Source organism: Lelliottia wanjuensis (assembly GCF_030238365.1).
GTDB classification, from domain to species: domain Bacteria; phylum Pseudomonadota; class Gammaproteobacteria; order Enterobacterales; family Enterobacteriaceae; genus Enterobacter; species Enterobacter wanjuensis.
The window spans coordinates 421,058-447,330 of sequence record NZ_JASSOT010000063.1; the positions used below are offsets into that span (position 1 = coordinate 421,058).

General features: G+C 47.7%; 28 protein-coding genes and 1 other annotated feature. Of the genes, 10 read left to right on the forward strand and 18 right to left on the reverse strand.

Translation table 11 applies throughout. The features are described 5' to 3' along the window. Positions 1–22: 22 nt before the first annotated feature. Positions 23–952 (reverse strand): LysR substrate-binding domain-containing protein, encoded by a 930-nt coding sequence (locus tag QQF33_RS15885; protein ID WP_282494005.1) that lies wholly within the window; start codon positions 950–952, stop codon positions 23–25. A 41-nt stretch (positions 953–993) separates the two neighbouring features. Then, positions 994–1,818, reverse strand: a complete 825-nt coding sequence (locus tag QQF33_RS15890) for an SDR family oxidoreductase (protein ID WP_285144140.1) — start codon at positions 1,816–1,818, stop codon at positions 994–996. A 175-nt stretch (positions 1,819–1,993) separates the two neighbouring features. Between QQF33_RS15890 and hisL the strand changes: the two genes are divergently transcribed. The 9 genes from hisL to hisIE all read left to right on the forward strand — a co-directional run bounded on the left by hisL (position 1,994) and on the right by hisIE (position 9,292). Beyond that, positions 1,994–2,044, forward strand: a complete 51-nt coding sequence (hisL, locus tag QQF33_RS15895) for a his operon leader peptide (protein WP_099516347.1) — start codon at positions 1,994–1,996, stop codon at positions 2,042–2,044. Next, positions 2,020–2,143, forward strand: a sequence feature (His leader region). It overlaps the preceding gene by 25 nt. Positions 2,144–2,178: 35 nt before the next feature. After that, complete coding sequence (hisG, locus tag QQF33_RS15900) at positions 2,179–3,078, forward strand: ATP phosphoribosyltransferase (protein WP_282494001.1); 900 nt, start codon at positions 2,179–2,181, stop codon at positions 3,076–3,078. A gap of 97 nt (positions 3,079–3,175) precedes the next feature. Continuing rightward, positions 3,176–4,480, forward strand: coding sequence for a histidinol dehydrogenase (gene hisD, locus QQF33_RS15905; RefSeq protein WP_285144139.1), 1,305 nt, complete (start codon positions 3,176–3,178; stop codon positions 4,478–4,480). Continuing rightward, complete coding sequence (gene hisC / locus QQF33_RS15910; protein ID WP_285144138.1) at positions 4,477–5,538, forward strand: histidinol-phosphate transaminase; 1,062 nt, start codon at positions 4,477–4,479, stop codon at positions 5,536–5,538. The genes hisD and hisC overlap by 4 nt, the downstream gene beginning before the upstream one ends. Continuing rightward, positions 5,535–6,602 (forward strand): bifunctional histidinol-phosphatase/imidazoleglycerol-phosphate dehydratase HisB, encoded by a 1,068-nt coding sequence (hisB, locus tag QQF33_RS15915; protein WP_285144137.1) that lies wholly within the window; start codon positions 5,535–5,537, stop codon positions 6,600–6,602. The genes hisC and hisB overlap by 4 nt, the downstream gene beginning before the upstream one ends. Next, positions 6,602–7,192, forward strand: coding sequence for an imidazole glycerol phosphate synthase subunit HisH (gene hisH, locus QQF33_RS15920; protein WP_282493993.1), 591 nt, complete (start codon positions 6,602–6,604; stop codon positions 7,190–7,192). The genes hisB and hisH overlap by 1 nt, the downstream gene beginning before the upstream one ends. Then, a complete protein-coding gene (gene hisA, locus QQF33_RS15925) occupies positions 7,192–7,929 on the forward strand; it encodes a 1-(5-phosphoribosyl)-5-[(5-phosphoribosylamino)methylideneamino]imidazole-4-carboxamide isomerase (protein WP_285144136.1) in 738 nt (245 codons plus the stop codon). The genes hisH and hisA overlap by 1 nt, the downstream gene beginning before the upstream one ends. Then, a complete protein-coding gene (hisF, locus tag QQF33_RS15930) occupies positions 7,911–8,687 on the forward strand; it encodes an imidazole glycerol phosphate synthase subunit HisF (protein WP_285144135.1) in 777 nt (258 codons plus the stop codon). The genes hisA and hisF overlap by 19 nt, the downstream gene beginning before the upstream one ends. Next, positions 8,681–9,292 carry a bifunctional phosphoribosyl-AMP cyclohydrolase/phosphoribosyl-ATP diphosphatase HisIE gene (hisIE, locus tag QQF33_RS15935; protein ID WP_285144134.1) on the forward strand — a complete coding sequence of 204 codons (612 nt, stop codon included), beginning with the start codon at positions 8,681–8,683 and terminating at the stop codon, positions 9,290–9,292. The genes hisF and hisIE overlap by 7 nt, the downstream gene beginning before the upstream one ends. A 39-nt stretch (positions 9,293–9,331) precedes the next feature. Here hisIE and wzzB read toward each other — a convergent pair whose 3' ends face one another. Next, the gene (gene wzzB, locus QQF33_RS15940) at positions 9,332–10,312 is read right to left on the reverse strand and encodes an LPS O-antigen chain length determinant protein WzzB (protein ID WP_285144133.1); all 981 of its coding nucleotides are present in this window, start codon (positions 10,310–10,312) and stop codon (positions 9,332–9,334) included. A gap of 193 nt (positions 10,313–10,505) precedes the next feature. Here wzzB and QQF33_RS15945 point away from each other — a divergent pair, with 193 nt between their 5' ends. Then, positions 10,506–11,510, forward strand: a complete 1,005-nt coding sequence (locus QQF33_RS15945) for an NAD-dependent epimerase (protein WP_285144132.1) — start codon at positions 10,506–10,508, stop codon at positions 11,508–11,510. Between the two features lie 55 nt (positions 11,511–11,565). On the opposite strand, the gene ugd is transcribed toward QQF33_RS15945, so the two are convergent. From ugd to rfbB, 15 genes are all read right to left on the reverse strand, one after another. Next, on the reverse strand, positions 11,566–12,732 hold the full coding sequence (ugd, locus tag QQF33_RS15950) for a UDP-glucose 6-dehydrogenase (RefSeq protein ID WP_282493984.1): 1,167 nt from the start codon (positions 12,730–12,732) through the stop codon (positions 11,566–11,568). A gap of 252 nt (positions 12,733–12,984) precedes the next feature. Continuing rightward, on the reverse strand, positions 12,985–14,391 hold the full coding sequence (gene gndA, locus QQF33_RS15955; RefSeq protein ID WP_282493983.1) for an NADP-dependent phosphogluconate dehydrogenase: 1,407 nt from the start codon (positions 14,389–14,391) through the stop codon (positions 12,985–12,987). Positions 14,392–14,533: 142 nt separating this feature from the next. Beyond that, positions 14,534–15,295 carry a glycosyltransferase family 2 protein gene (locus QQF33_RS15960; RefSeq protein ID WP_285144131.1) on the reverse strand — a complete coding sequence of 254 codons (762 nt, stop codon included), beginning with the start codon at positions 15,293–15,295 and terminating at the stop codon, positions 14,534–14,536. Continuing rightward, positions 15,292–16,173: a hypothetical protein gene (locus QQF33_RS15965; protein WP_285144130.1), complete on the reverse strand. Its 882-nt coding sequence runs from the start codon at positions 16,171–16,173 to the stop codon at positions 15,292–15,294. Before QQF33_RS15965 ends, QQF33_RS15960 begins: the two co-directional genes overlap by 4 nt. Then, positions 16,170–17,198 carry a glycosyltransferase gene (locus QQF33_RS15970; RefSeq protein ID WP_285144128.1) on the reverse strand — a complete coding sequence of 343 codons (1,029 nt, stop codon included), beginning with the start codon at positions 17,196–17,198 and terminating at the stop codon, positions 16,170–16,172. Before QQF33_RS15970 ends, QQF33_RS15965 begins: the two co-directional genes overlap by 4 nt. Positions 17,199–17,202: 4 nt before the next feature. Continuing rightward, positions 17,203–18,216 (reverse strand): EpsG family protein, encoded by a 1,014-nt coding sequence (locus QQF33_RS15975; protein ID WP_285144127.1) that lies wholly within the window; start codon positions 18,214–18,216, stop codon positions 17,203–17,205. Positions 18,217–18,278: 62 nt separating this feature from the next. Next, a complete protein-coding gene (gene rfbC, locus QQF33_RS15980) occupies positions 18,279–18,830 on the reverse strand; it encodes a dTDP-4-dehydrorhamnose 3,5-epimerase (protein ID WP_285144126.1) in 552 nt (183 codons plus the stop codon). Between the two features lie 15 nt (positions 18,831–18,845). Continuing rightward, positions 18,846–19,880 (reverse strand): glycosyltransferase, encoded by a 1,035-nt coding sequence (locus QQF33_RS15985; RefSeq protein WP_285144125.1) that lies wholly within the window; start codon positions 19,878–19,880, stop codon positions 18,846–18,848. Between the two features lie 4 nt (positions 19,881–19,884). Continuing rightward, positions 19,885–21,159, reverse strand: coding sequence for an O-antigen translocase (locus tag QQF33_RS15990; RefSeq protein ID WP_285144124.1), 1,275 nt, complete (start codon positions 21,157–21,159; stop codon positions 19,885–19,887). A gap of 1 nt (position 21,160) precedes the next feature. Continuing rightward, on the reverse strand, positions 21,161–22,264 hold the full coding sequence (locus tag QQF33_RS15995) for a DegT/DnrJ/EryC1/StrS family aminotransferase (protein WP_285144123.1): 1,104 nt from the start codon (positions 22,262–22,264) through the stop codon (positions 21,161–21,163). Next, the gene (locus tag QQF33_RS16000; protein WP_285144122.1) at positions 22,257–22,724 is read right to left on the reverse strand and encodes an acyltransferase; all 468 of its coding nucleotides are present in this window, start codon (positions 22,722–22,724) and stop codon (positions 22,257–22,259) included. The genes QQF33_RS15995 and QQF33_RS16000 overlap by 8 nt, the downstream gene beginning before the upstream one ends. Beyond that, the gene (locus QQF33_RS16005) at positions 22,721–23,119 is read right to left on the reverse strand and encodes a sugar 3,4-ketoisomerase (RefSeq protein WP_285144121.1); all 399 of its coding nucleotides are present in this window, start codon (positions 23,117–23,119) and stop codon (positions 22,721–22,723) included. The genes QQF33_RS16000 and QQF33_RS16005 overlap by 4 nt, the downstream gene beginning before the upstream one ends. A 42-nt stretch (positions 23,120–23,161) precedes the next feature. Next, on the reverse strand, positions 23,162–24,040 hold the full coding sequence (rfbA, locus tag QQF33_RS16010) for a glucose-1-phosphate thymidylyltransferase RfbA (protein WP_285144361.1): 879 nt from the start codon (positions 24,038–24,040) through the stop codon (positions 23,162–23,164). A gap of 50 nt (positions 24,041–24,090) precedes the next feature. Continuing rightward, complete coding sequence (gene rfbD, locus QQF33_RS16015; protein ID WP_285144120.1) at positions 24,091–24,990, reverse strand: dTDP-4-dehydrorhamnose reductase; 900 nt, start codon at positions 24,988–24,990, stop codon at positions 24,091–24,093. After that, complete coding sequence (gene rfbB / locus QQF33_RS16020) at positions 24,990–26,075, reverse strand: dTDP-glucose 4,6-dehydratase (protein WP_285158137.1); 1,086 nt, start codon at positions 26,073–26,075, stop codon at positions 24,990–24,992. The genes rfbD and rfbB overlap by 1 nt, the downstream gene beginning before the upstream one ends. Positions 26,076–26,273 lie beyond the last annotated feature (198 nt).

The following is a 26,273-nucleotide window of genomic DNA, read 5'->3' on the forward strand; positions in this document are numbered from 1 at the left end:
GCCGATCGCGCTTTTCTTTTTACTAAGCGGTTGATATTCCGCCCTCGGGCAAAGTGTAAACGGCAGCGATAGCACTATTTGCTAAAATCTCATCCCGCCACCACGCGCTGGCAAGCCCGGCGGTCTGTTCATTCCACCCTACCCACACCGATTCGCTGTTGGTTTGCGCCAGCACTTGTTTCTCCACCAGCGCACCGCTTTCGATAAATCGCTGGGCCAGATAACGCGGGAGATAACCGCAGCCGAGCCCGCTGATTTGCAGCTCCAGCTTGGTTTTGAAGTCAAACACCGTGATGGCTTCCTGATCGTCGAGCAGTTGGGAAGAGACCGCGCACTCCGGCAGAGAGCTGTCACCCACCACAATCGCCCGACAGCCTTTTATTACGCGACGCGGAATGGGCTCTGGCTCCTGGGCCAGGGGATGATGCGGGGCCACCACAAACACCTGCTCAAGGGTGCCGATACGCGAAAAGCCAAAATCGCTCGACTGGGGCGGGTCGCGTAATGCGCCGACGATAATATCCGCCCGGCCCTGCGTTAATGCCTCCCACGAGCCGCCTAGCACGCCGTTGATAAATTTGAGTCGGGTCACGCTGTGGCGCTGGTAAAAGGCTTCGATCAGCGGGGAGAGCAACGAGAAGGGAAAGGTATCATCCACGCCGATGACCAGCTCATTTTCCCAGCCCTGATGGAGCTTCACCGCCTGCTTTTCCAGCTCGCGCACCGTGTGCAGCACTTCGCGACCCTTTTCGAGCAGCATCTGGCCCGTTCGCGTGAAACGCGCGCGATGTCCGCTGCGATCGAGCAGTTGAATATTGAGATCACTTTCGAGTTTATGAACGGTGTAGCTTAGGGCCGAGGGGGTTTTGTAGAGCTTCGCCGACGCGGCGGCAAAGCTCCCCTCTTTTTCGAGTGCATCGAGGATAATGAGAACATCCAGCAGCGGTTTCATGTTCGCCCCCAAACGGTGTGCGATAGAACCCGCTGGCGGGGTTATTCCATTGGCATTACCAGCGGATCGGGATACTGATACTCAAATCCCAGTTCACGACAAATACGATTGCCATCAATCACTTTGCCTTGCCCTTCCCCGGATGCGTCGCGAAACTGCGGCGGCTCCAGCCCAAGCTGTCGGGCCATGACGGGGTAAAATGTGCTTCGCGCCGGATGAGAGGGCGCACATATATTATAGATGTGCCCGCCCTTAGGAGCCTGCAACAGGAGCGTAATTGCGCCGATAACGTCCTCAAGATGGACAAGATTGACGCCATGTTGCCCGTTCGGAGCCGTTTTTCCGGCAAAGAAGCGACCGGGATGACGCTCCGGCCCGACTAAACCGGCCAGGCGCAAAATGTCCACCTGGGTGCCCGGCAAATTATGCAGCCAGTCTTCCAGCTCTTTCAGCACCCGACCGCTGGCGGTAACGGGCGTGCGCTCGGTACTCTCTTTCACCGTCCCTTCGACGTCGCCATACACCGACGTCGAACTGGTAAAGATAATGCGCGGAATGTGATGGGCCAGCGCGCTGTCGACAATCTCCTGCACCGCCTGGCGGTAAAACTCCTCGCCCGGCCCGCTGCGCCGCGCGGGAAGCGTAATCACCAGCGCGTCGACGTTCATCAGGCTGTCGAGATCGTCCGTATCGCAAACCAGCTCCGGCTCCAGGCGTAACTCGACGCCCTCAATTCCGCACATCCGCGCGGCCTCGACGCCGTCCACCGTGGTTTTGCTGCCGGTCACCTGCCAGCCTCTCGCCGTTAACGACATCGCCAGCGGCATGCCTAACCATCCTAAACCGACAATTGCGACCTTCTTCATGCGTTTTCTCCTGGCTTTCACGCGTCTGACTTAAGGCTACGCCAGCAGTGCGGAACTGACAATTCATAGCATCAATATGAAATGAATTAATGATTAAAAAAAGCCCTTGCTTTACACCGTGAATGTGGTTTAGGTTAAAAGACATCAGATGCATAAGCATTCACAGAGAATTTATATGACACGCGTTCCTTTTAAAAACCACCATCATCACCATCATCCTGACTAGTCTTTCAGGCGATGTGTGCTGGAAGACATTCAGATCTTCCAGTGGTGCGAGAACGCAAGAGAGAGCCCCCGGAAGATCATCTTCCGGGGGCTTTTTTTTGGACCGTATCCAGACAGGGTAATAAGGACAACAGAATGTTAGATAACTCACGTTTACGCATAGCTATTCAAAAATCAGGCCGCCTGAGCGACGATTCACGCGAATTACTCTCCCGCTGCGGGATTAAAATTAACCTGCACACCCAGCGCCTGATTGCCCTCGCAGAGAATATGCCGATCGACATCCTGCGCGTTCGCGATGACGATATCCCGGGCCTGGTGATGGATGGCGTGGTTGACCTCGGCATCATCGGCGAAAACGTGCTGGAAGAAGAGCTGCTGACCCGCCGTGCGCAGGGCGAAGACCCGCGCTATTTCACCCTACGTCGTCTCGATTTCGGCGGCTGCCGCCTGTCGCTCGCCACCGCCGTGGATGAAGCCTGGGACGGCCCGGCCGGTCTGAACGGCAAGCGCATTGCCACCTCTTACCCTCACCTGCTCAAGCGCTACCTCGACCAGAAAGGCGTGCAGTTTAAATCCTGTCTGCTGAACGGCTCTGTAGAAGTGGCCCCGCGTGCGGGTCTGGCCGATGCCATCTGCGATCTGGTCTCGACCGGCGCGACGCTCGAAGCCAACGGTCTGCGTGAAGTGGAAGTGATTTATCGCTCCAAAGCCTGCCTGATCCAGCGCGACGGCGACATGCCGGAGGCCAAACAGCAGCTGATCGACCGCCTGCTGACCCGCATTCAGGGGGTGATTCAGGCGCGCGAATCGAAATACATCATGATGCACGCTCCGACCGAACGTCTCGATGAAGTCATTGCCCTGCTGCCAGGCGCGGAACGTCCAACCATTCTGCCGCTGGCGGGCGACCAGCAGCGCGTGGCGATGCACATGGTCAGCAGCGAAACCCTGTTCTGGGAAACCATGGAAAAACTGAAAGCCCTGGGTGCCAGTTCCATTCTGGTGCTGCCGATTGAGAAGATGATGGAGTAATTCCACTCATAATGCCCGGTGACGCTCACACTGACCGGGCCTACAAGACCCGTAGGCCGGATAAGCGAAGCGCATCCGGCAAGAAAGGAAAACGATCATGAGCTTTAACACCATCATCGACTGGAACACCTGCAGCACTGAACAACAACGTGCACTGCTGATGCGCCCGGCTATTTCTGCCTCAGAGAGCATTACCCGCACCGTGGCGGAGATCCTGGACACCGTGAAAGCCCGGGGTGACGATGCCCTGCGCGAATACAGCGCAAAGTTTGACAAGACCGACGTCGGCGCACTGAAAGTGACCGCCCAGGAAATTGATGACGCCTGCGAACGTCTTGGCGATGACATTAAACAGGCGATGGCCGTGGCGGTGAAAAACATCGATACCTTCCACACTGCTCAGCAGCTGCAGGTGGTGGATGTCGAAACCCTGCCCGGCGTGCGCTGCCAGCAGGTGACGCGCCCGGTGGCCTCCGTCGGTCTCTATATTCCCGGCGGTTCTGCTCCGCTGTTTTCAACGGTTCTGATGCTGGCAACCCCGGCGCGTATCGCCGGTTGTCAGAAAGTGGTGCTCTGCTCCCCGCCGCCGATTGCCGATGAAATCCTCTATGCCGCAAAACTGTGTGGCGTGCAGGAAGTCTTTAAAGTGGGCGGCGCGCAGGCCATTTCCGCCCTCGCCTTTGGCACCGAATCCGTGCCGAAGGTCGATAAAATTTTTGGGCCGGGCAATGCGTATGTCACCGAAGCCAAGCGCCAGGTCAGCCAGCGTCTGGACGGTGCGGCGATTGATATGCCAGCCGGTCCATCGGAAGTGCTGGTGATTGCCGACAGCGGCGCTACGCCGGATTTTGTGGCCTCCGACTTGCTCTCGCAGGCCGAGCATGGCCCTGATTCCCAGGTGATTCTCCTGACGCCGGACGCCGACATGGCAAAACGCGTGGGTGAAGCGGTAGAGCGCCAGCTGGCGGAACTCCCGCGTGCCGAGACGGCGCGCCAGGCCTTGTCGGCCAGCCGTCTGATTGTGGCGGAGTCGCTTGAGCAGTGCATCGCGATTTCCAATCAGTACGGCCCGGAGCACCTGATCATCCAGACCCGCGACGCGCGTTCTCTGGTCGACAGCATTACCAGCGCCGGTTCGGTGTTCCTCGGTGACTGGTCGCCGGAATCCGCGGGCGATTACGCCTCCGGCACCAACCACGTGCTGCCGACCTACGGCTACACCGCGACCTGTTCCAGCCTCGGGCTGGCGGATTTCCAGAAGCGCATGACCGTGCAGGAGTTGTCCCGCGAAGGTTTTGCCGCCCTCGCCTCCACCATTGAAACGCTGGCCGCCGCCGAGCGCCTGACCGCCCACAAAAACGCCGTGACGCTGCGCGTTGCCGCCCTGAAGGAGCAAGCATGAGCATTGAAGAATTAGCCCGCGAAAACGTTCGTCGACTGACGCCCTATCAATCTGCTCGCCGCCTGGGCGGTAACGGTGATGTGTGGCTGAATGCCAACGAATTCCCGACGGCGGTCGCCTTCGAACTGTCACAGCAAACCCTGAACCGTTACCCGGAGTGCCAGCCGAAAGCTGTGATTGAGAATTACGCCCAGTATGCCGGGGTGAAACCTGAGCAAGTGCTGGTCAGCCGCGGGGCCGACGAAGGCATCGAGCTGCTGATCCGCGCCTTCTGCGAGCCGGGTAAAGACGCCGTGCTGTACTGTCAGCCGACCTATGGCATGTACAGCGTCAGCGCCGAAACCTTTGGCGTGGAGTGTCGCAACATTTTGTCTCTGGATGACTGGCAGCTCGACCTCCCGACCATCGCCGAGAATCTTGACGGCGTGAAAGTGATTTTCGTCTGCAGCCCGAACAACCCGACCGGCCAAATCATCAATCCGCAGGATATCCGCACCCTGCTGGAGATGACGCGCGGCAAAGCGCTGGTTGTCGCCGATGAGGCCTATATTGAGTTTTGTCCGCAGGCGACGCTCGCGGGCTGGCTGGAAGAGTATCCGAACCTGGTGGTGCTGCGCACGCTGTCGAAAGCCTTTGCGCTGGCCGGTCTGCGCTGCGGATTCACGCTGGCCAATAAAGAAGTGATCGATCTGCTGATGAAAGTCATCGCCCCGTATCCGCTCTCGACGCCGGTCGCCGACATCGCCGCCCAGGCGCTGGCTCCGCAGGGTATCAATGCGATGCGCGAGCGTGTGGCGCAGATCCTGGTGGAACGTCAGTATCTGGTCACGGCTCTGAAAACGCTGCCGTGCGTCGAGCAGGTCTTTGACTCGGAAACCAATTACATCCTGGTGCGCTTCACCGCTTCCAGCGCCGTATTTAAATCTTTGTGGGATCAGGGCATTATCTTACGAGACCAAAACAAACAACCTTCCCTGAGCGGCTGTTTACGCATTACCGTGGGCACCCGGGAAGAGAGTCAGCGCGTGATTGACGCCCTGAAAGCGGAGAAAGTATGAGCCAGAAGACCCTTTTTATCGATCGCGACGGCACCATTATTGCCGAGCCCCCGAGTGATTATCAGGTCGATCGATTCGACAAACTGGCTTTTGAAGCTGACGTGATCCCGGTTCTGCTTAAGCTGCAAAAAGCGGGCTACAAACTGGTGATGATCACCAACCAGGACGGACTGGGCACCGACAGCTTCCCGCAGGCTGATTTCGACGGCCCGCACAACCTGATGATGCAGATCCTCACCTCACAGGGCATCACCTTTGACGAGGTGCTGATCTGCCCGCACCTGCCGGCGGACAATTGCGACTGCCGCAAACCGAAAGTGAAGCTGGTCGAGGGGTATCTTGCCGAAGGCGTGCTGGATAAATCCAACAGCTACGTGATTGGCGATCGCGCCACTGATATTCAGCTCGCTGAAAACATGGGCATTCAGGGTCTGCGTTTTAACCGCAACGAACTGAACTGGGCGATGATTGGCGAGCAGCTGACGAAGCGCGACCGTTACTCCCACGTCGAGCGCAACACCAAAGAGACGCAGATTGATGTCAAAGTGTGGCTGGACCGCGAAGGGGGCAGCAAAATCCACACCGGCGTCGGCTTCTTCGATCACATGCTGGATCAAATCTCGACCCACGGCGGATTCCGTATGGAGATCAACGTGAAAGGCGATCTGTACATCGACGATCACCACACCGTGGAAGATACCGGCCTGGCACTGGGCGAAGCCCTGAAACTGGCTCTCGGCGATAAGCGCGGCATCAACCGTTTTGGCTTTGTGCTGCCGATGGACGAATGTCTGGCCCGCTGCGCGCTGGATATTTCCGGTCGCCCGCACCTGGAATACAAAGCTGATTTTACCTATCAGCGCGTCGGCGACCTGAGCACCGAGATGGTCGAGCACTTCTTCCGCTCGCTCTCTTACACCATGGGCGTGACGCTGCACCTGAAAACCAAGGGCAAAAACGACCACCACCGCGTTGAAAGCCTGTTCAAAGTCTTTGGCCGCACGCTCCGCCAGGCGATCCGCGTGGAGGGCGATACCCTGCCTTCGTCAAAAGGAGTGCTGTGATGAACGTGGTGATTCTGGATACCGGATGCGCCAACCTCAACTCGGTGAAATCTGCCATCGCCCGGCACGGCTACGATCCCGTCGTCAGCCGTGACCCTGACGTGGTGCTCCGCGCCGACAAACTCTTTTTACCGGGCGTGGGCACTGCACAGGCGGCGATGGATCAGATCCACGAGCGTGAGCTGGTCGAGCTGATCAAAGCCTGCACCCAGCCGGTGCTGGGCATTTGCCTGGGGATGCAGATCCTCGGGCGTCGTAGCGAAGAGAGCAACGGCGTGGACCTGCTGGGCATTATTGAAGAAGACGTGCCGAAGATGACCGATTTTGGTCTGCCTCTGCCGCACATGGGCTGGAACCGTGTGTATCCGAAAGCGGGTGACCGCCTGTTCCGCGGCATTGAAGACGGGTCTTACTTCTACTTCGTGCACAGCTACGCCATGCCGCTGAACCCGTACACGATCGCCCAGTGCAATTACGGCGAGCCGTTCACGGCTGCGGTCAATAAAGATAACTTCTTTGGCGTGCAGTTCCACCCGGAGCGTTCGGGTGCGGCGGGCGCACAGCTGCTGAAAAACTTCCTGGAGATGTGATGATCATTCCCGCATTAGATTTAATTGACGGCACCGTTGTCCGTCTCCATCAGGGCGATTACGGCCAGCAGCGCGATTACGGTAGCGACCCGCTGCCGCGTTTGCAGGATTATGCAGCCCAGGGCGCAGAAGTGTTGCACCTGGTCGATCTCACGGGGGCAAAAGACCCGGCGAAACGTCAAATATCCCTGCTGAAAACCCTGGTTGCGGGCGTGAACGTTCCGGTACAGGTTGGCGGCGGTGTGCGCACGGAAGAGGATGTTGCCGCCCTGCTGGAAGCGGGCGTGGCGCGCGTGGTGGTCGGCTCGACGGCGGTGAAAGACCCGGAACAGGTCAAAGGCTGGTTCCGCCGCTTTGGCGCCGACGCGCTGGTGCTGGCACTTGACGTGCGCATTGACGAGCAAGGCAATAAGCAGGTGGCGGTCAGCGGCTGGCAGGAAAACTCTGGCGTAACGCTGGAAGAGCTGGTCGAGATCTACCTCCCCGTCGGGCTGAAACATGTGCTGTGTACGGATATCTCCCGCGACGGCACGCTGGCGGGCTCTAACGTCTCGCTGTATCAGGAAGTGTGCGACCGTTACCCGCAGGTGGCGTTCCAGTCCTCGGGCGGCATTGGTGATTTGGCGGATATCGCCGCCCTGCGCGGGACTGGCGTGCGCGGCGTGATTGTCGGACGCGCTTTACTGGAAGAGAAGTTTACTGTGACGGAGGCGATTCAATGCTGGCAAAACGGATAATCCCGTGTCTGGACGTGCGCGACGGCCAGGTGGTGAAAGGCGTGCAGTTCCGCAATCACGAAATCATCGGCGATATCGTGCCGCTGGCTAAACGCTACGCTGACGAAGGCGCCGACGAACTGGTGTTTTACGATATCACCGCCTCCAGCGATGGTCGCGTGGTGGATAAGAGTTGGGTCGAGCGCGTGGCGGAAGTGATTGATATTCCATTTTGCGTGGCGGGCGGGATTAAATCGGCGGAAGACGCCGCGCAGATCCTCTCCTTCGGCGCGGACAAGATCTCCATCAACTCCCCTGCCCTGGCGGACCCCGAGCTGATTACCCGCCTGGCGGATCGCTTTGGCGTGCAGTGCATTGTGGTCGGGATTGATACCTGGTATGACGCCGCCACCGGCAAGTATCACGTCAATCAATATACCGGCGACGAAAACCGCACCCGCGTCACCCAATGGGAGACCCTGGACTGGGTGCAGGAAGTGCAAAAACGCGGCGCGGGTGAAATCGTACTGAACATGATGAATCAGGACGGCGTGCGTAACGGCTATGATCTGGAGCAGCTGAAAAAAGTGCGCGCCGTATGCCGCGTGCCGATGATTGCCTCCGGCGGCGCGGGAACCATGGAACACTTTCTGGAAGCCTTCCGCGACGCGGATGTCGACGGGGCGCTGGCCGCCTCCGTGTTCCACAAGCAGATTATTAATATTGGCGAGTTAAAAACGTTCCTGGTCAATCAGGGCGTGGAGATTAGGGTATGTTAACTGAACAACAACGGGCGCAGCTGGACTGGGAAAAAACGGACGGATTATTGCCGGTGGTTGTGCAACATGCGGTTTCCGGCGAAGTGCTGATGCTGGGGTATATGAACCAGGATGCGCTGAACACAACGCTTGAAAGCGGGAAAGTGACCTTTTTCTCGCGCACTAAACAGCGCCTGTGGACTAAGGGCGAATCGTCCGGCCATTTCCTCAATGTCGTGAGCGTTACCCCTGACTGTGATAACGACACCCTACTGGTGCTGGCAAACCCGATCGGGCCAACCTGCCACCTCGGTACCAGCAGCTGTTTCGGCGACGCGAGCCACCAGTGGCTGTTCCTGTATCAGCTCGAACAACTACTGGCAGAGCGCAAAACCGCTGACCCGGAGAGCTCATACACCGCGAAACTGTACGCGAGTGGGACCAAGCGTATCGCGCAGAAAGTCGGTGAAGAAGGCGTTGAAACGGCGCTGGCCGCGACGGTGCACGATCGCGATGAGCTGACCAATGAGGCGTCGGATTTGATGTATCACCTGCTGGTGTTGCTCCAGGATCAGGAGCTGGATTTAACGGCGGTGATTGAGAATTTGCGTAAGAGGCACAAATAAAAAAAGACCGGGGAGACCCGGTCTTTTTTTGTCTGACGATCAGGCTCTTGGCTTGTAGTTACGCAGCGCGTTACGCCCCAACACCACACCGGAACCGATAATCCCGCCCAGCAGCACGGCCAGAATCAGCGTAATCGCTTTCTTCGGGCTGTCGCGACGGATAGGGAGATTGGGCTTCATCACATAGCGATAGGCATGGATGGTGGCCGGATCAACATTCAGATTCTGAATATCCAGCAAGTTCTGTTTGGTCTGGTAATAGGCCCCAGAGAAGACCAGCGGACGTGTGGACTCGTTTTGAATCATCGAGCTCAGCGCTTCGCTACCCAACAGGAACATGGTGTCCTGAGTAACATCCTGCGTTTGCTGAATCTGTGGAGCGGTGATTTTTGCCGCCTGGGCAAATTTCAGCGCTTCAGTGATTTGCTTGATACGCAGATCTTTTTGCTCCTGAGAAACTTTCTCCTGGTTTTCCAGGGAGTCATTCAGCGTAGTAATCTGCTGTTTGATATTGTCTTTAAGGTCAATATCCAGCTCTTTCGCCGTCTGCTCATCAATCTGTTGAATGTACTGCGCCAGCTGTTTTTGTGCGGCTTCAGCCGACTCGCCCACATAGGTGACATTTAAAGGTAAAGGTTGCCCTTTTACCGCGGCATCAATGGTCAGCTTTTCAGGTGCTTCCTGATTATCCAGGGATTGAGCCAACGCTGAGAATGCGGAGTTAAAGCGCCCGATGACGCGCAACTGAGTATCGTTCATCGACGGTGCGGCAGAACCATAAAGAATGTTCAGGGCGTTAGTATAGGTGGCAATTTGCGCGGCATCAGGCTGAGTGATGATCGCGGTAGAGGTCCATTTCTCTTTCGCAGTAGCAACATAAACACCAGCAAGCACAATCGCGACGGCAACAAATGCAGCAATCGTCCACTTCCCACGCCACAATTGCATCACTAAATCAATTAAATCAATCTGCTCCGGGTCATTTCGACTGCTGACCTCATTATTGCTGTACTGGGACATACAATCCTTAACGAAAGAATAGACAAAAATATTATTTAGCTAGTGTATCGCTTGTTGGCAATTTTTCTATAAGAATCCTGTGAGTTATCTGCTGACTGGCGAAGTTTTGCTTACTTAGCGCTTAGGGGTATGATGTGCGTCATAGGTTTTAGGCTAAACAGAAAGCGATTTTTTGATTATACAGAGGATGAATATGAAATTTCTGGTCACCGGTGCAGCAGGTTTTATCGGCTCCAACGTCAGCAAGCGACTTCTGGACGCCGGGCACGTGGTTGTCGGGATTGACAATCTCAATGACTATTACGATGTGAATCTGAAACAGGCGCGGCTGGATCTGCTGACATCCGGGAATTTCACTTTCCACAAACTCGATCTGGCCGATCGTGAAGGGATGGCCTCGCTGTTTGCCGACGAGAAGTTTGACCGTGTGATCCACCTGGCCGCCCAGGCTGGCGTGCGCTACTCGCTGGAAAACCCACATGCTTACGCGGACGCGAACCTTGTCGGTCATCTGAACGTGCTCGAAGGCTGCCGCCATAACAAAGTTCAGCACCTGCTGTATGCCTCTTCCAGCTCTGTTTACGGCCTGAATCGCAAAATGCCCTTCTCCACCGACGATTCCGTAGACCACCCGGTGTCCCTGTACGCAGCGACCAAGAAAGCCAACGAGCTGATGTCGCACACCTACTCGCATCTCTATAATCTGCCAACAACTGGCCTGCGTTTCTTTACGGTGTATGGACCGTGGGGCCGTCCGGATATGGCGCTGTTCAAGTTCACCAAAGCGATGCTCGAAGGCAAAAGCATTGACGTGTACAACTACGGCAAGATGAAGCGCGATTTCACCTACATCGATGACATCGCCGAAGCCATTATCCGTCTGCAGGATGTTATCCCTCAGGCCGACGCCAACTGGACCGTGGAAACAGGCTCACCAGCAACCAGCTCCGCTCCGTATCGCGTCTACAACATCGGCAACAGCTCGCCTGTTGAACTGATGGATTACATCACGGCGCTGGAAGAAGCGTTAGGCATCGAAGCAGAAAAAAACATGATGCCGATTCAGCCGGGTGATGTACTGGAAACCAGCGCAGATACCAAAGCGCTGTATGAGGTGATTGGTTTTAAACCTCAGACTTCCGTTAAAGAAGGTGTGAAGAATTTCGTCGACTGGTACCGCGATTTCTACAAGGCCTAAAAACGACAATGCCCGGCATCGCCGGGCATTTTCTTAATGAGCTTAACAAGAAAGCTTAATCACTTCCGAACAGATCGCGGGTATAGACTTTGTCCGCCACATCCGCCAGCTCTTCCGCCATACGGTTTGAAATAATCACGTCGGCTTCTTGCTTAAAGGCATCGAGATCGCGAATCACGCGCGAGTGGAAGAACTCATCTTCTTTCATCGCCGGTTCAAAGATGATGACCTGAACACCCTTCGCCTTGATACGCTTCATAATCCCCTGGATAGAGGACGCGCGGAAGTTATCTGAACCACTCTTCATGATGAGACGATACACACCCACGACTTTTGGCTGGCGCGCCAGAATGGAGTCAGAGATAAAGTCTTTGCGCGTGCGGTTGGCTTCAACAATCGCGGAAATCAGGTTGTTCGGAACAGCCTGGTAGTTTGCCAGCAGCTGTTTGGTGTCTTTTGGCAGGCAGTAACCGCCGTAGCCGAAGGACGGATTGTTATAGTGATTTCCGATACGCGGATCCAGGCAAACACCTTCGATAATCTGTTTGGTGTTGAGGCCCAGACTTTCTGCGTAGCTGTCCAGTTCGTTGAAGAAGGCAACACGCATCGCCAGATAGGTATTGGCGAAAAGCTTGATGGCCTCAGCTTCAGTGGTATCGGTGAACAGCACATCAATATCTTTCTTAATCGCCCCCTCCTGCAACAGCGCCGCAAAGCGCTCCGCACGTTCGGAACGCTCACCAATAACAATACGCGATGGATACAGGTTGTCGTAAAGCGCCTTGCCCTCACGCAGGAATTCTGGAGAGAAGATCACGTTATCAATGCCCAGTTTTTCTTTAATCGACTGGGTGAAGCCGACCGGGATAGTTGATTTGATGATCATCACCGCGCTTGGGTTGAGAGCGACAACATCTTTGATGACGGCCTCGACGCTGGAGGTGTTGAAGTAGTTCGTTTTAGGATCGTAATCCGTTGGGGTGGCGATAATCACATAATCTGCACCGCGATAAGCATCTTCTTTATCAGTTGTGGCGCGGAAGTTAAGCGGCTTAGTGGCCAGGTATTCCTCGATCTCTTTATCGGCAATCGGAGAGATCTTCTGGTTAAGCATATCCACTTTGGCCTGCACGATATCCAGCGCGACCACTTCGTGGTTTTGCGCGATCAGAATACCGTTTGAGAGACCGACATAGCCTGTTCCGGAGATTGTAATTTTCATTCGTTCAACTTCTTCAAGTATGAGTGTCAGGAGGCCTTACAGCGCCACCGCAGTAAACAACTGTTGAGGTTTTTACCTCTTATGTTTATGTACTGTCAAGGCAAAGCCCTTGCTAGCGGAGCGGGATAAAAGCGTGAATTATTCTGCAATTTCCGCAGGAGGCTGTACAAAGCGAGAAGACACGGGGAAAGAGGCCATAAAAAAGCCCGGTAACAATAACCGGGCCTTGCTATCAGACTGACTTAAATCAGATTAATCCAGCCATTCGGTGTGGAACACACCTTCTTTATCGGTACGCTTATAAGTATGCGCGCCGAAGTAGTCACGCTGCGCCTGAATCAGGTTGGCAGGGAGCACCGCTGCGCGGTAGCTATCGTAGTAGGCCACAGCGGCAGAGAAGGTTGGAACCGGAATACCATTCTGAACCGCGTAAGCCACAACATCACGCAGCGCCTGCTGGTAATCGTCAGCAATTTGCTTGAAGTACGGTGCCAGCAGCAGGTTCGCGATATCTGCATTCTGTGCATATGCATCAGTGATTTTCTGCAGGAACTGAGCACGGATGATGCAGCCTGCGCGGAAGATCTTGGCGATCTCGCCGTAGTTCAGATCCCAGTTGTTTTCGTCAGACGCGGCACGCAGCTGAGAGAAGCCCTGTGCGTAGGAGACGATTTTACCCAGGTACAGTGCACGACGGACTTTCTCGATGAACTCCGCTTTGTCACCGGCAGGTTTAGCCTGCGGGCCTGACAGCACTTTCGATGCGGCAACGCGCTGCTCTTTCAGAGAAGAGATGTAGCGTGCGAACACGGATTCCGTAATCAGAGACAGCGGCTCACCGAGATCCAGAGAGCTCTGGCTGGTCCATTTCCCGGTACCTTTGTTGGCCGCTTCGTCCAGAATCACATCAACCAGGTATTTACCCTCTTCGTCTTTCTTGGTGAAGATGTCTTTGGTGATGTCGATCAGGTAGCTGTTGAGCTCGCCGGTGTTCCACTCGGTGAAGGTCTGCGCCAGCTCTTCGTTGGACAGATTCAGGCCGCCTTTCAGCAGAGAATAGGCTTCAGCAATCAGCTGCATGTCGCCGTATTCGATACCGTTGTGAACCATTTTCACGTAATGACCCGCACCATCCGGACCGATATAGGTCACGCACGGCTCGCCATCTTCAGCAACAGCGGCGATTTTAGTCAGGATCGGAGCTACCAGCTCGTAGGCTTCTTTCTGACCGCCAGGCATGATGGATGGGCCTTTCAGGGCGCCCTCTTCACCGCCGGACACACCGGTACCGATGAAGTTGAAACCTTCAGCAGAGAGTTCACGGTTACGACGAATGGTGTCGTGGAAGAAGGTATTGCCGCCATCAATGATGATGTCGCCTTTATCCAGATACGGCTTCAGGGAATCGATGGCAGCATCAGTGCCAGCGCCTGCTTTCACCATTAACAGGATACGACGCGGCGTTTCCAGGGATTCAACAAACTCCTGCACCGTATAGAAGGGAACCAGCTTCTTGCCAGGGTTCTCGGCAATCACTTCTTCGGTTTTTTCACGGGAACGGTTGAAAACGGAGACGGTATAACCACGGCTTTCGATGTTGAGCGCCAGGTTGCGCCCCATCACTGCCATACCGACAACGCCGATCTGTTGTTTGGACATTACATACTCCTGTCAGGTGTGGTCACCGCGACATATGCGCGGCTTGAATGTGTCGTTCATGTTAACTCATGTTAGGCATAATTGAATAGTTGTACCTGTTCGTAAAGAAGGTAAAACAATCAATAATAGACGATGCCAAGGCTTATCGTCTAAAAATAGCTCTCCAAGCATAATGGGCAAACGAAACTGAAGATTGATAGATATTCAGTTTCTCTATGCTTCTATAAATTTGCCATTGCCGTTTGCATTTTTTAAATTTATTCCGAGATATTGAGTTAGGTAATATACGATATTGCGTTAATACCTTATTAATTAAGTATGCTTTTTTACCTGTTTTAAGCAACTTTAGCCATAATGCATAATCTTGTCCTGTACGGATTAATGGCATTTTATAATCAGGAAATGCCATCTTTCTAAACATCACAGTAGAACAACCTAGAGTTGCTTTTTTTCGCAACATATCAGAATAGTCAAATGAAAGATTGTCTCCCTGAGCATCAACAATTTTTCCAATTTTAGTACTTGATATATCTATAAGCTCATATGCTGTAAAGGTAAAATCTCTTTCCGGATAGGATATCATGAACGTTAATTGATCATTAAGTTTATTAGGTAACCAACGGTCATCACTATCAAGGAACGCCAAGTAATCTCCAGCAGAATTCTCAATCGAATTATTTCTACTTACTGCCGCGCCAGAATTCACAGCATTACAAAACAACTTAATTCGCGAATCTTTTTTAGCATATCGTTTGACAATATCAATCGTTTCATCAGTTGAACAATCGTCCGTGATTAATAACTCCCAATTAGTGTAAGACTGTCCTACTATACTGTCTATAGTATCACCAATGGTTTTTGCGGAGTTAAAGCTGGGCATTATAATAGAAATTAATTCATTCATAACTTATAATTACTCACTTCGAATGCATTTTTTTTAAGATTGAAATATTTTAAGGAATTAGTAAATTGTGTAGTATTTAAGTCCCCATTGACATTCAATTTTTCTAAACCTTTAGTCAATGATGTAATGACAGGAGTAAAATGGATAACTTTATCATCAATAATTAACGAGTTATAGCCATTTGCGGTAGTTAATAGCTTGTACCATATATCATCAGCGTAAGGACATAAATTTTCGATAGCATCAAAGTCTGATATCCTAGCATCAAGAGCAGCAAGAGGATATGAAATTCCAGAAACACCTGTTGGTAGTATGCAATTATTTAAATTATCGCTCGTTGATGCAAGAGGCCATTCTTTATAAATCACTGGAGCTTCGCTTGATTGCTTAAAGGTAATAACTCGTCCTCTATTACAGAGTATGTGCGAGCTGACATTAGGATTCTCGACGAAACTCCTTAACCATTTTTTTGGATAAAATACATCATCATCAGCTGTTACAACGTACTTAAAATTACAATCAGTGTCACTCAAAACATAAGATAATTTTTTATAAGACCTCACATCCCTATCAACATATTTTATAACAAGCCCGCGATTTAATTGCCTGGTTAAGAACCATTTTGCAACAAACGATGGCTTATCATCTTTGTATACCCAAAGATAAATATTTGAAGGTTTTGTGTCTTGAGACAATATGCTTTCAATAGTCAGGAATACAAAATTATAACGCCATCCAAAGGTGGTCATAGAGATGATAAAGTTTTTATTACCGTTTGCTAAGTTTTCTCGCGACAAACAGGCTTTAAAGAAAAATACAACAGTCAAAATAAATGAATTTGTCAGTAAATATATTCTGCGTAATATTTTTTTTGTCATTTTTTTATGCCACATTTTAGTATGGACTCAAATTTATCTTTATTAACTTCCCAGAGTGAAAACGAATCTAAAAGCAAAGCTTTAATAAATATTATAGAAGTGCTAATCGTGGCTTTATTAATCACTAACAAATTCAGAAAAACTTTCAATGTAGAAGGTATTAGCCATAAATACCACAACTTCCCCAAATGCATTTTCATATTTACAAAACGATTCAAATAGTGAATGTACGCTTTTCGCAACAATTTTTCTGGATTCCCTTGTAAGCTGGCACCTACCTTGTGATAAATTATCGAGTCTATGTTGCACAGCACTTTTGCTTTTCTTTTTAGCAATCGAAGGGCTAATTCGATATCCTCTTCCCCAAAAAAAAATTTCTCGCTGAATAAACCTATTTCATTAAAATATTTAGTTCTAAATAGAATGCAACAACCAGTAGCAAATGAAACAGGAAAAATATTGGCTGGGAATGTTATGTTTCGGATATTTTGTTTAGCGTAATTGTATTTTCTAGATCCAAATTTTGATATAGACCCTCCGCAATTCCATATAAGGTTTTTGTCATGATGATAACGAATTTGCGGAATGACTGCGTCAGAATTTTCAACACTATTAAATAGTGGTTCTAAGAAATTTGGTTCAACAATTGTATCGTTATTCAGAAATAAAATATATTCATAATTTTGCTCAAGGGCATATCTCGCCCCAATGTTACATCCGCGAGAGAATCCATGATTAATTCTCGAGCAAAATAAAGAAAATTTCCCATACGACAATATTTCATATAATGAATATTCTTCTTTCAAGTAAGACGATATTTCATATTGATGAGCATGTCCAAACTTTAGTTCTAATCCATCACGTAACTCTTTGAGTGATTGTTCAGTTGAGTTATTATCAACAATCAAAACATCTGTAGAACCTTGAGAAACCCGATGAATTTGATTTAGACTCTCACAGCAATCCAGCGTATCTAAAGAGCCATTCCAGTTCAGTAATACTATTAATGTTCTAATATCATTCATAACTCTACATTCCAATTAATTTTAAATTCACTAAATAGCAATACAAACATACCCAGAGGGATATAAAAGCACACAGAACCCATGCGGGTTTAAATTTTGATGCGATAGCAGGAAAAGATAATATGAAAGATACTGCAAATAACTCAAAAGAACGCGAAGCGAGTACAGGTACTGAAGAAAACAGATAAAACACAGACAGCATTATACTGAAAAGTTTTAAATATATAATATCATCAGAATTCAATTTATTATGTCTAACTAATGAAAATAAATATAAAGTAAAGAAGAAAAAGGCAGAAAGAGTAAACTTACTAAATATATTTACTGCATCAAATCGACCAAATTCTTGCACACCAATGATATAAGAAATTGCTTTAGTTGAAAGTGGTTCTGGTAAATATCTAAAGAGGGATATTAAGATGGGATTCATGTCACCAATAGCTAATACTATAGCTAGCATAAGCATTGGTGAAAAAAATAAGACTGTAAAATTTATTTTTTTTGATGATAACAAAACCAGCGGCAAAAGAATAATAGCACTAAGATGACATATACATGCAGCAAATATCTTAATAAGAAACTTTTTTTTGTTACCTTGAATCAGATCGGGTAACGAGAGAAGGAAGAATGCAGATGCCAGCCCAACTCTAATTTGAGTCATGTCATGCAGAATGAAAAACATCCCCGCATAAACCAGCAATGATAAAAGGATATTCGTAGAATACTTTGCAATGGCATATGTTTTCAAAAAAACAGCAAACAAAGCATACATGACAAAAACGCTTCGTACGCTCTCATTAAAGAATATATCATTGATATAGCAAAAAAGAAGAAATATGGGTTCTTTAATTTCACTGGTGCCTTTATGAAAGGCTAAGATTTCAGCTTGGTATGTCAATGAATCATTGTCAATGCCTATTGGCCTAAAACCAGCGATCAAAAATAAAAGCAGTGATACTGCGCAGAGCACAAATAGTTGCAGTTTACTATTGTGTTGAGTTGATCTTGTTGTATTCATTATTGGCTCAATAAATAAATTCACATTACATTATTTTGTGAAAGAAAAATTTAAGCTCTATGTTAATAAAATTCATCATATAAGTCTGAAAAGCTCATTCCATTCTGATCCTTCTCTGAAACTGTTATTTTAGCTAATTCTGGCCATTCAATATTTATTTCAGGATCATTCCACTTGATGCATCGCTCTGAATCAGGAGAATAGTAATTGGTAGTTTTATACAAAAATTCTGCAGTTTCACTCAAAACTAAAAAACCGTGAGCAAAACCTTCAGGGATCCAAAGCTGCCGTTTATTTTCAGAGGTAAGTAAGGTCCCGTATGAATGCTTAAACGTCGGGGAGTTTTTACGTAAATCAACTGCCACGTCAAAAACCTCTCCAGCAACACACCTTACTAATTTTCCTTGAGAATATGGATTTATCTGGTAATGCATTCCACGAAGCACACCATGAACTGATTTGGAGTGATTGTCTTGGACAAAGTTAATAGATTTACCAACAATATTGTTAAACGCCTCCTGATTAAAACTTTCCATAAAAAAACCTCTCTCATCATTAAACACGCGAGGTTCTAATAAAATAAGATCTTTAATAGTTGTTGCGATGATTTTCACAGATTTACCTTCATCTTATATTTTATGTAAATAGGAATTAAATTTCTTTGAAACAATTTCCCAAGAATAATTTGATATTATTTTATGGTTATCTTTCAATTCTGCATCTATATCAAACCTAGTAGCATCTATATATTTATTCAGCTTCTGCTCAAGGATTGTGGGATCAAAAGTTGCTAGCTTATAATGACTCGAAGACGAGGTTAATGGTGCGTAATTAGAGATAACTAAACAACCACATGCCATTGCTTCCGCACATGGATAATGGAAGGCACCATCTTCAACTAAACCAGTCGCAATAACTAGTTCATTTAGTCTATAAAAATTAGCGAGCTGAGTATCATTTGATATTTCATAAAAATGATATTCAATCCCATGCCTATCTAAAAGAGCTTTATCACTGTTAGAAAGATATACGGCAATATTAACTATGATATTTTTATTTTGTCCCCAGCGACAGAGCACCTGTATAATATCTCGGGTTCCCTTATGAGGTTCTTTTCGACCAACTAAACCTATAGTTTTAATATCGCAACTAACATTATCCCGAGGATAGAATATATCCATGTCTATACCAGCAGGTACGACGCCTATAAATTTATTTATTGGTGGTGGTAATATTGTTTCGCTATTAACGATTTTTTTCAAAGGTAACAAATAAGTGAAGTAAGCTAACATTTTAGAAATTATATTATATCCAAATACCACTTCGTAAGCTTGAACGTAGTAATATTTTTGGACCTTGTTTGGCAGCAAAGCTACTATATAAGCTGTAAGGTGATGATTGGCAATAACAACATCAACATCTTTATCCTTTATTGCTAACCATAGTTTAAAGTAATTATGTAACAGATTGAATATTTTTGAGCGCGATTTTTTCTTAACTGTGTTTATAATTGTCGCACTAGTAGGGTAATATGGTTCCACTCCATCACCAGGCACAAAAATATAGACATCATGGCCTAAAATGGATAGCTCACTCGCAAGCCTGGACAGAACACGCTGCCCTCCGGCACGGCCAAAGCCTAAAAGGGGAATCGCGATTTTCATTCTTTCATCCATTAAATTTATGGTCTATTTTCACGTTGAAATAATTAGTGAAAATAAAAGCAAATATGAAATAGGCACAATAATTAAACATATAACCTAAATTTGCGCCTTGAACACCATGATACTTTACAAATACATCAACCAAACACACGAAACTTACAGCGAAAATAATTTCTGAAATAATAAATGTTTTAACTCTTCCTTGAGCTATCATTGGATAAGCGTACAAAAATCCAGAGATTTTTAATATATCTCCAATTAACTGATAGAAGAACAAATCGCGGGCGTTTTTAAAATCTGATGTAAATAGTATAGTTATGATAATATCACGCAATAGGTAAACAATTGCGGACATGCATAAAGTTACAATAACGATATAAACACTTAAGCTGTTTACTTCTTTTTTTATTTTATAGCTTGTCTTAAGAGATGCAAGACGAGGAAGAAAGTAAGTACTCAACGCCATAGTCATCACACTCAAATACACTTCCGATATTTTCCAAACGGCTTGCCATTCTCCCGCTTCCTGCCATCCAGTATCTCTAATTAAAATATTTCTCACAAATAAAAGCGCTACTGGCGTTGATATTGCGGTAACAAAGGCCATAAGTGAAAAATTTAATATTCCCTTTAAATTCTCATTGTGTGCTGTTCCAAAAAAATGCCCCCAACGGAACCATATCTCTTTTCGGCAGAATAAGAGAAGTAGTATCCCTGCTAAAGATGTATTCATACAAGTCGCGATCAATCCTCCCCACAGGGAAAACTTCAAGACAAACACAACAATCATTAAGGTAGAAAGACTAACAGAAAGCATACCTAAGAAAATATATTTTTTATATTTCTGTAACCCATTTAATATTGAGGCGAGAAAAGTATTAATTATTGACAAGGGTAAAATAACACTAGCGAAAACAATAAGCCATTTGTAATACTCGCTTCCAAAAAAATATTGCGCTATTTGTTTAGAACATACCAATATTGTTATCAATAAAAATATATAGATACATAAAGATACGCGAATTGAAGCGCGCCACCAGGGCGCGCAAGATTCAAGACCTTCATCTCTATTTACAGCGGTATATCTCACAACACCACTTCCAACGGGTGCTGTGACAATACCGTTTAATATATTAACAATTCCCTGTAATTGCCCTAAAGTTGCTATTCCTGTTGGTCCAGTATTAACTGCAACTATTTTCCCTATGATAAACCCTGCAACCATTTTTAAAAGCGTGTATAAAGCCGAGAATAAAGTAACTTTAAAGAATTTATTCATATTAAAATGCATTCATTGCATCAATAACTTTTTTAACTTGTTCAAAGGTCATGATTGGGCTAATTGGCAGCGAGAGAACTTGGCTATGAATCATTTCAGTAATAGGTAAAGTAAGGCTGTTATATTCTTTATAAGCTTCTTGCTTATGCGGAGGAATAGGATAATGAATTAGTGTTTGAATATTCTGTTCCTGAAGGTAACGTTGTAATCCATCACGTTCCTGACTCCTAACTACGAATAAATGCCATACATGGCCATCAACATCATTAACTTGTGGTAATATTATTTTACTATTTCTGATTTCATTGATATAGCGTTCTGCAATATCTTTTCGAGCTTGGGTATCAGCATCTAAATATTTAAGCTTTACATTCAGCAATGCTGCTTGCAACTCATCCAATCGGCTATTAACACCACAAGTAATATTGTGATATTTTTTATGTGAGCCATAATTTCTTAATGCGCGAAGTACTTTGTCAAGCTCTTGATCATTTGTAGTTATGGCACCAGCATCACCAATGGCCCCCAAATTTTTACCAGGATAGAAACTAAATCCAGATGCATCGCCCCATGCCCCAGATTTTACTCCTTCGAGTAAAGCACCATGAGATTGAGCGGAATCTTCAAGTATTAGTAAACCATACTTGTCAGCAATTTTTTTAATTTCTGACATATTACAAATTTGACCATATAAATGCACTGGTAAAATCACACTAGTTTTACTAGTAATAGCATCTTCTATTTTTTTAGGATCTAAATTATAGGTATTAATGTCTGGCTCTACGAAAACTGGTTTCAAATTATTTTCAGTAATAGCTAAAACTGAAGCAATATAAGTGTTAGCTGGAACAATAACTTCATCCCCTTCTTTTATTTTCCCCATTTCTTTCCAGGCACGAATAACCAGAATGAGAGCGTCTAGGCCATTGGCAACACCTATGCAATGTTTAGCACCACAATATTCAGCAAAATTTTCTTCAAATTGTGCCAACTCCTGTCCCATGATGTACCAACCAGAATGAAGTACACGTTCAAAAGCATCTTTCAATTCTTTTTCATGTGCTAAATTTATGTTCTTAAGGTCAAGAAAATCAACTTTATTCATCTTTTTCAATCCACTCGATTATTTTAGCAGGATTTCCAACAACTACCGCATAGGCGGGAACGTTCTTTGTGACAACACTGCCTGCACCGATAATGGCCTTTTCACCAATTTCTATGCCAGGCAGAATTGTTGCATTTGCTCCTATTGAAGCTCCATTCCTAACTATCGTCTTGAGGAAAGCTTCTGGATATTTTTTAGACCTGGGTCTTTTATCATTAGTAAAAGCGACGCATGGACCAATGAAAACATTATCTTCGAGTACGACTCCATCCCAAATATACACACCGCTTTTTACTGTTACGTTATCTCCAATGACGACATCATTTTCAATCAAGGAATTCGCACAAATATTGCAGTTTTTTCCTATAACAGCGTTATCCATTATGACTACAAATTGCCATACCGATGTTCCTTCACCGATATTTTGGCTTTTCACATCACTAAATTTATGCAATTTCATAGTATTACTCGAGAAATGAAATCTTGATAGTTCCTAATATAGTCGGATTCATCATAAACATCGTCTGCCAGCACCATCAAAATGCAGTCATCACTAAAATCATACATTTCGTGCCAAACATAGGGCTCAATCATCAGTCCTTGAGCTGGGTCATTTAGAATGATATTTTTTTTCTCTTTCCCATCATCAAAAAGAAATGAACAACTGCCTTTTATTGCAATCGCTAATTGCCTTGTTTTTTTATGTGCATGAAATCCGCGGCGAATACCCTGCAAAGTATCAAACATATAATAAACACGCTTAATAGGAAACGGGATGTTATGTTCTTCCTCTAGGGCGATAAGTAGTCCACGCTCGTCCCCGTGTTGTTGCAATGGAATTAGTTCGATTTTCATGAATGTCTCTATTTCTTATATTAAATTACACGAGGCCGGAAGTTAGTAACCTTTAATCATTTTCAGTAAATATTGACCATAGGCGTTTTTCTTAAGTGGCTCCGCTAGTTTTTTAACCTGCTCTGCGTCGATAAACCCTTTGCGATACGCAATTTCTTCCGGGCAAGATACCTTAAGGCCTTGACGCTCTTCAATTGTCGCGATGAAGTTACTGGCTTCAATTAAGCTCTGGTGCGTGCCGGTGTCCAACCACGCATAACCGCGCCCCATCATGGCAACAGATAAACGCCCCTGCTCCAGGTAGATACGGTTAATATCAGTAATTTCCAGCTCGCCACGTTCAGATGGCTTCAGATTTTTCGCCATTTCTACAACATCGTTGTCATAGAAATAAAGCCCAGTCACGGCATAATTGCTCTTCGGTTCCAGCGGTTTTTCTTCCAGACTAATTGCGGTACCGCTCTTATCAAACTCAACCACGCCATAACGCTCAGGATCATTAACGTGATAGGCAAACACGGTTGCTCCGTCGTCTTTGTTCAGCGCAGCTTCAAGCTGTTTTGGCAGGTCGTGGCCGTAGAAAATATTATCACCCAGCACCAGCGCACAGCTGTCATCACCGATAAACTCTTCGCCAATAATAAAGGCTTGTGCCAGGCCATCCGGGCTTGGCTGCACCTTATATTGCAGGTTAAGTCCCCATTGGCTGCCGTCGCCAAGCAATTGCTCAAAACGCGGTGTATCTTGTGGCGTACTGATGATTAGAATGTCTTTAATCCCCGCCAGCATCAGTGTCGATAACGGGTAATAAATCATTGGTTTGTCATATATTGGCAGCAGTTGCTTACTTACCGCCATCGTTACCGGATAAAGACGAGTGCCAGAACCACCAGCCAGAATAATACCTTTACGCGTAGTCATCATTTTTCTCTATAAACGCAAAATGCCCTCTGAAGGGCATTTAAAATTTTTTAAATAGATTGAGCTGCAAACAGCTCAGCGAGCATACGTTTCACGCCAACTTCCCAGGACGGCAATACCAGATCAAAGTTACGCTGGAACTTTTCGGTATTCAGTCGCGAGTTTTGAGGACGTTTTGCTGGAGTCAGGTAGGCCGAAGTAGGAACCGCGTTCAGCTTTTCGATTGCCAGCTCGATACCCGCCTCACGCGCCTGAGCAAACACCAGCGCGGCATACTCATACCAGGTTGTCGTGTTAGACGCTACCAGATGATAAAGCCCTGCTACCTCAGGCTTAACCAGCGCAGTGCGAATAGCATGAGCGGTACAGTCGGCGAGCAGTTCAGCCCCTGTTGGAGCTCCCACCTGGTCGTTGATCACCGACAGCTCTGCTCGCTCTTTCGCCAGACGCAGCATCGTTTTCGCGAAGTTATTGCCTTTGCCAGCATAAACCCAACTGGTGCGGAAAATCAGATGCTTAGCACAGTGTGCCTGCAACGCCTTTTCGCCATCCAGTTTGGTCTGACCATATACGTTCAACGGTGCAGTTGCATCACTTTCCTGCCACGGTGTTTCGCCGTCACCCGGGAACACATAATCGGTAGAATAGTGAACTACCCATGCACCAATCTTTGCAGCTTCCTTCGCGATCGCTTCAACGCTTGTGGAGTTGAGCAACTGGGCAAATGCTTGTTCGGATTCAGCCTTGTCTACTGCGGTGTGCGCGGCAGCATTAACAATTACATCAGGCTTAATTGCGCGCACAGTCTGAGCAATACCTTCAGGATTGCTAAAATCACCGCAATACTCTTTAGAGTGAACATCCAGTGCAATGACATTACCCAGCGGGGCCAGAGCGCGTTGCAGTTCCCAGCCCACCTGCCCTGTTTTGCCGAACAGGAGAATATCCATTATTGACGCTCTCCATAATTCTGTTCAATCCAGGTTTTGTAGGCGCCACTTTTCACGTTGTTCACCCAATCCTGGTTGCTGAGATACCATTCGACTGTTTTGCGGATCCCGCTCTCAAACGTCTCTTGCGGTTCCCAGCCCAGCTCTTCGCCAATTTTATGGGCATCGATCGCATAACGACGGTCATGTCCCGGACGGTCTGTGACGTAAGTAATCTGATCGCGATATGACCCTTCTTTAGGAACGATTTCATCCAGAAGGTCGCAGATGGTATGAACGACATCGAGATTTTGCTTCTCGTTATGACCACCGATGTTGTAAGTTTCGCCAGGCTTACCCTGAGTGACTACGGTATAGAGCGCGCGGGCATGATCTTCCACATACAGCCAGTCGCGGATCTGGTCGCCCTTGCCATAAATAGGCAGTGCTTTACCGTCCAGAGCATTCAGGATAACCAGCGGGATCAGTTTTTCCGGGAAATGGTATGGACCGTAGTTGTTAGAGCAGTTGGTCACCATGGTTGGGAAACCATAGGTGCGAAGCCAGGCGCGGACCAGATGATCGCTCGAAGCCTTAGAAGCAGAATACGGGCTGCTCGGCGCATAAGCGGTTGTTTCAGTAAACAGTGGTAGTTCGCTTGACGCCGGATGCTCGTCAGGATGAGGCAGATCGCCATACACTTCGTCAGTCGAAATGTGGTGAAAGCGGAATGCGGCTTTGGCTTCATCACTCAGCGTTGACCAGTAGGCGCGAGCGGCCTCCAGCAGGACATAAGTGCCGACGATATTCGTTTCGATAAACGCCGCCGGGCCAGTGATAGAACGATCCACATGACTTTCCGCCGCAAGATGCATCACCGCATCAGGCTTATGAGCCGCAAAAATGCGCTCCATCGCCGCTTTGTCGCAAATGTCTGCCTGCTCAAACGCATAACGCTCGCTATCACTCACTTCAGCAAGGGATTCCAGGTTACCGGCATAGGTCAATTTGTCGACATTGACCACTTCATCCTGGGTATCTTTAATAATATGCCGTACTACAGCTGAACCGATAAAACCGGCACCGCCAGTAACAAGAATTTTCACGTTAGCTATTCCGTAGATTGAATATATCGAGATATTGATGTTCTGAATTCAGGATAATAGGGACGAAAACAGAAAATTGACACGCTACCGCCCCTGGCTTAACAGCTACCAGTGCACTGAGCGATTGCTTAAAATGAGTGTTCTGCGGTCAGTTTTCGGACGTAAAAAAACCAGTGGATAACCACAGAAGAACGTTAA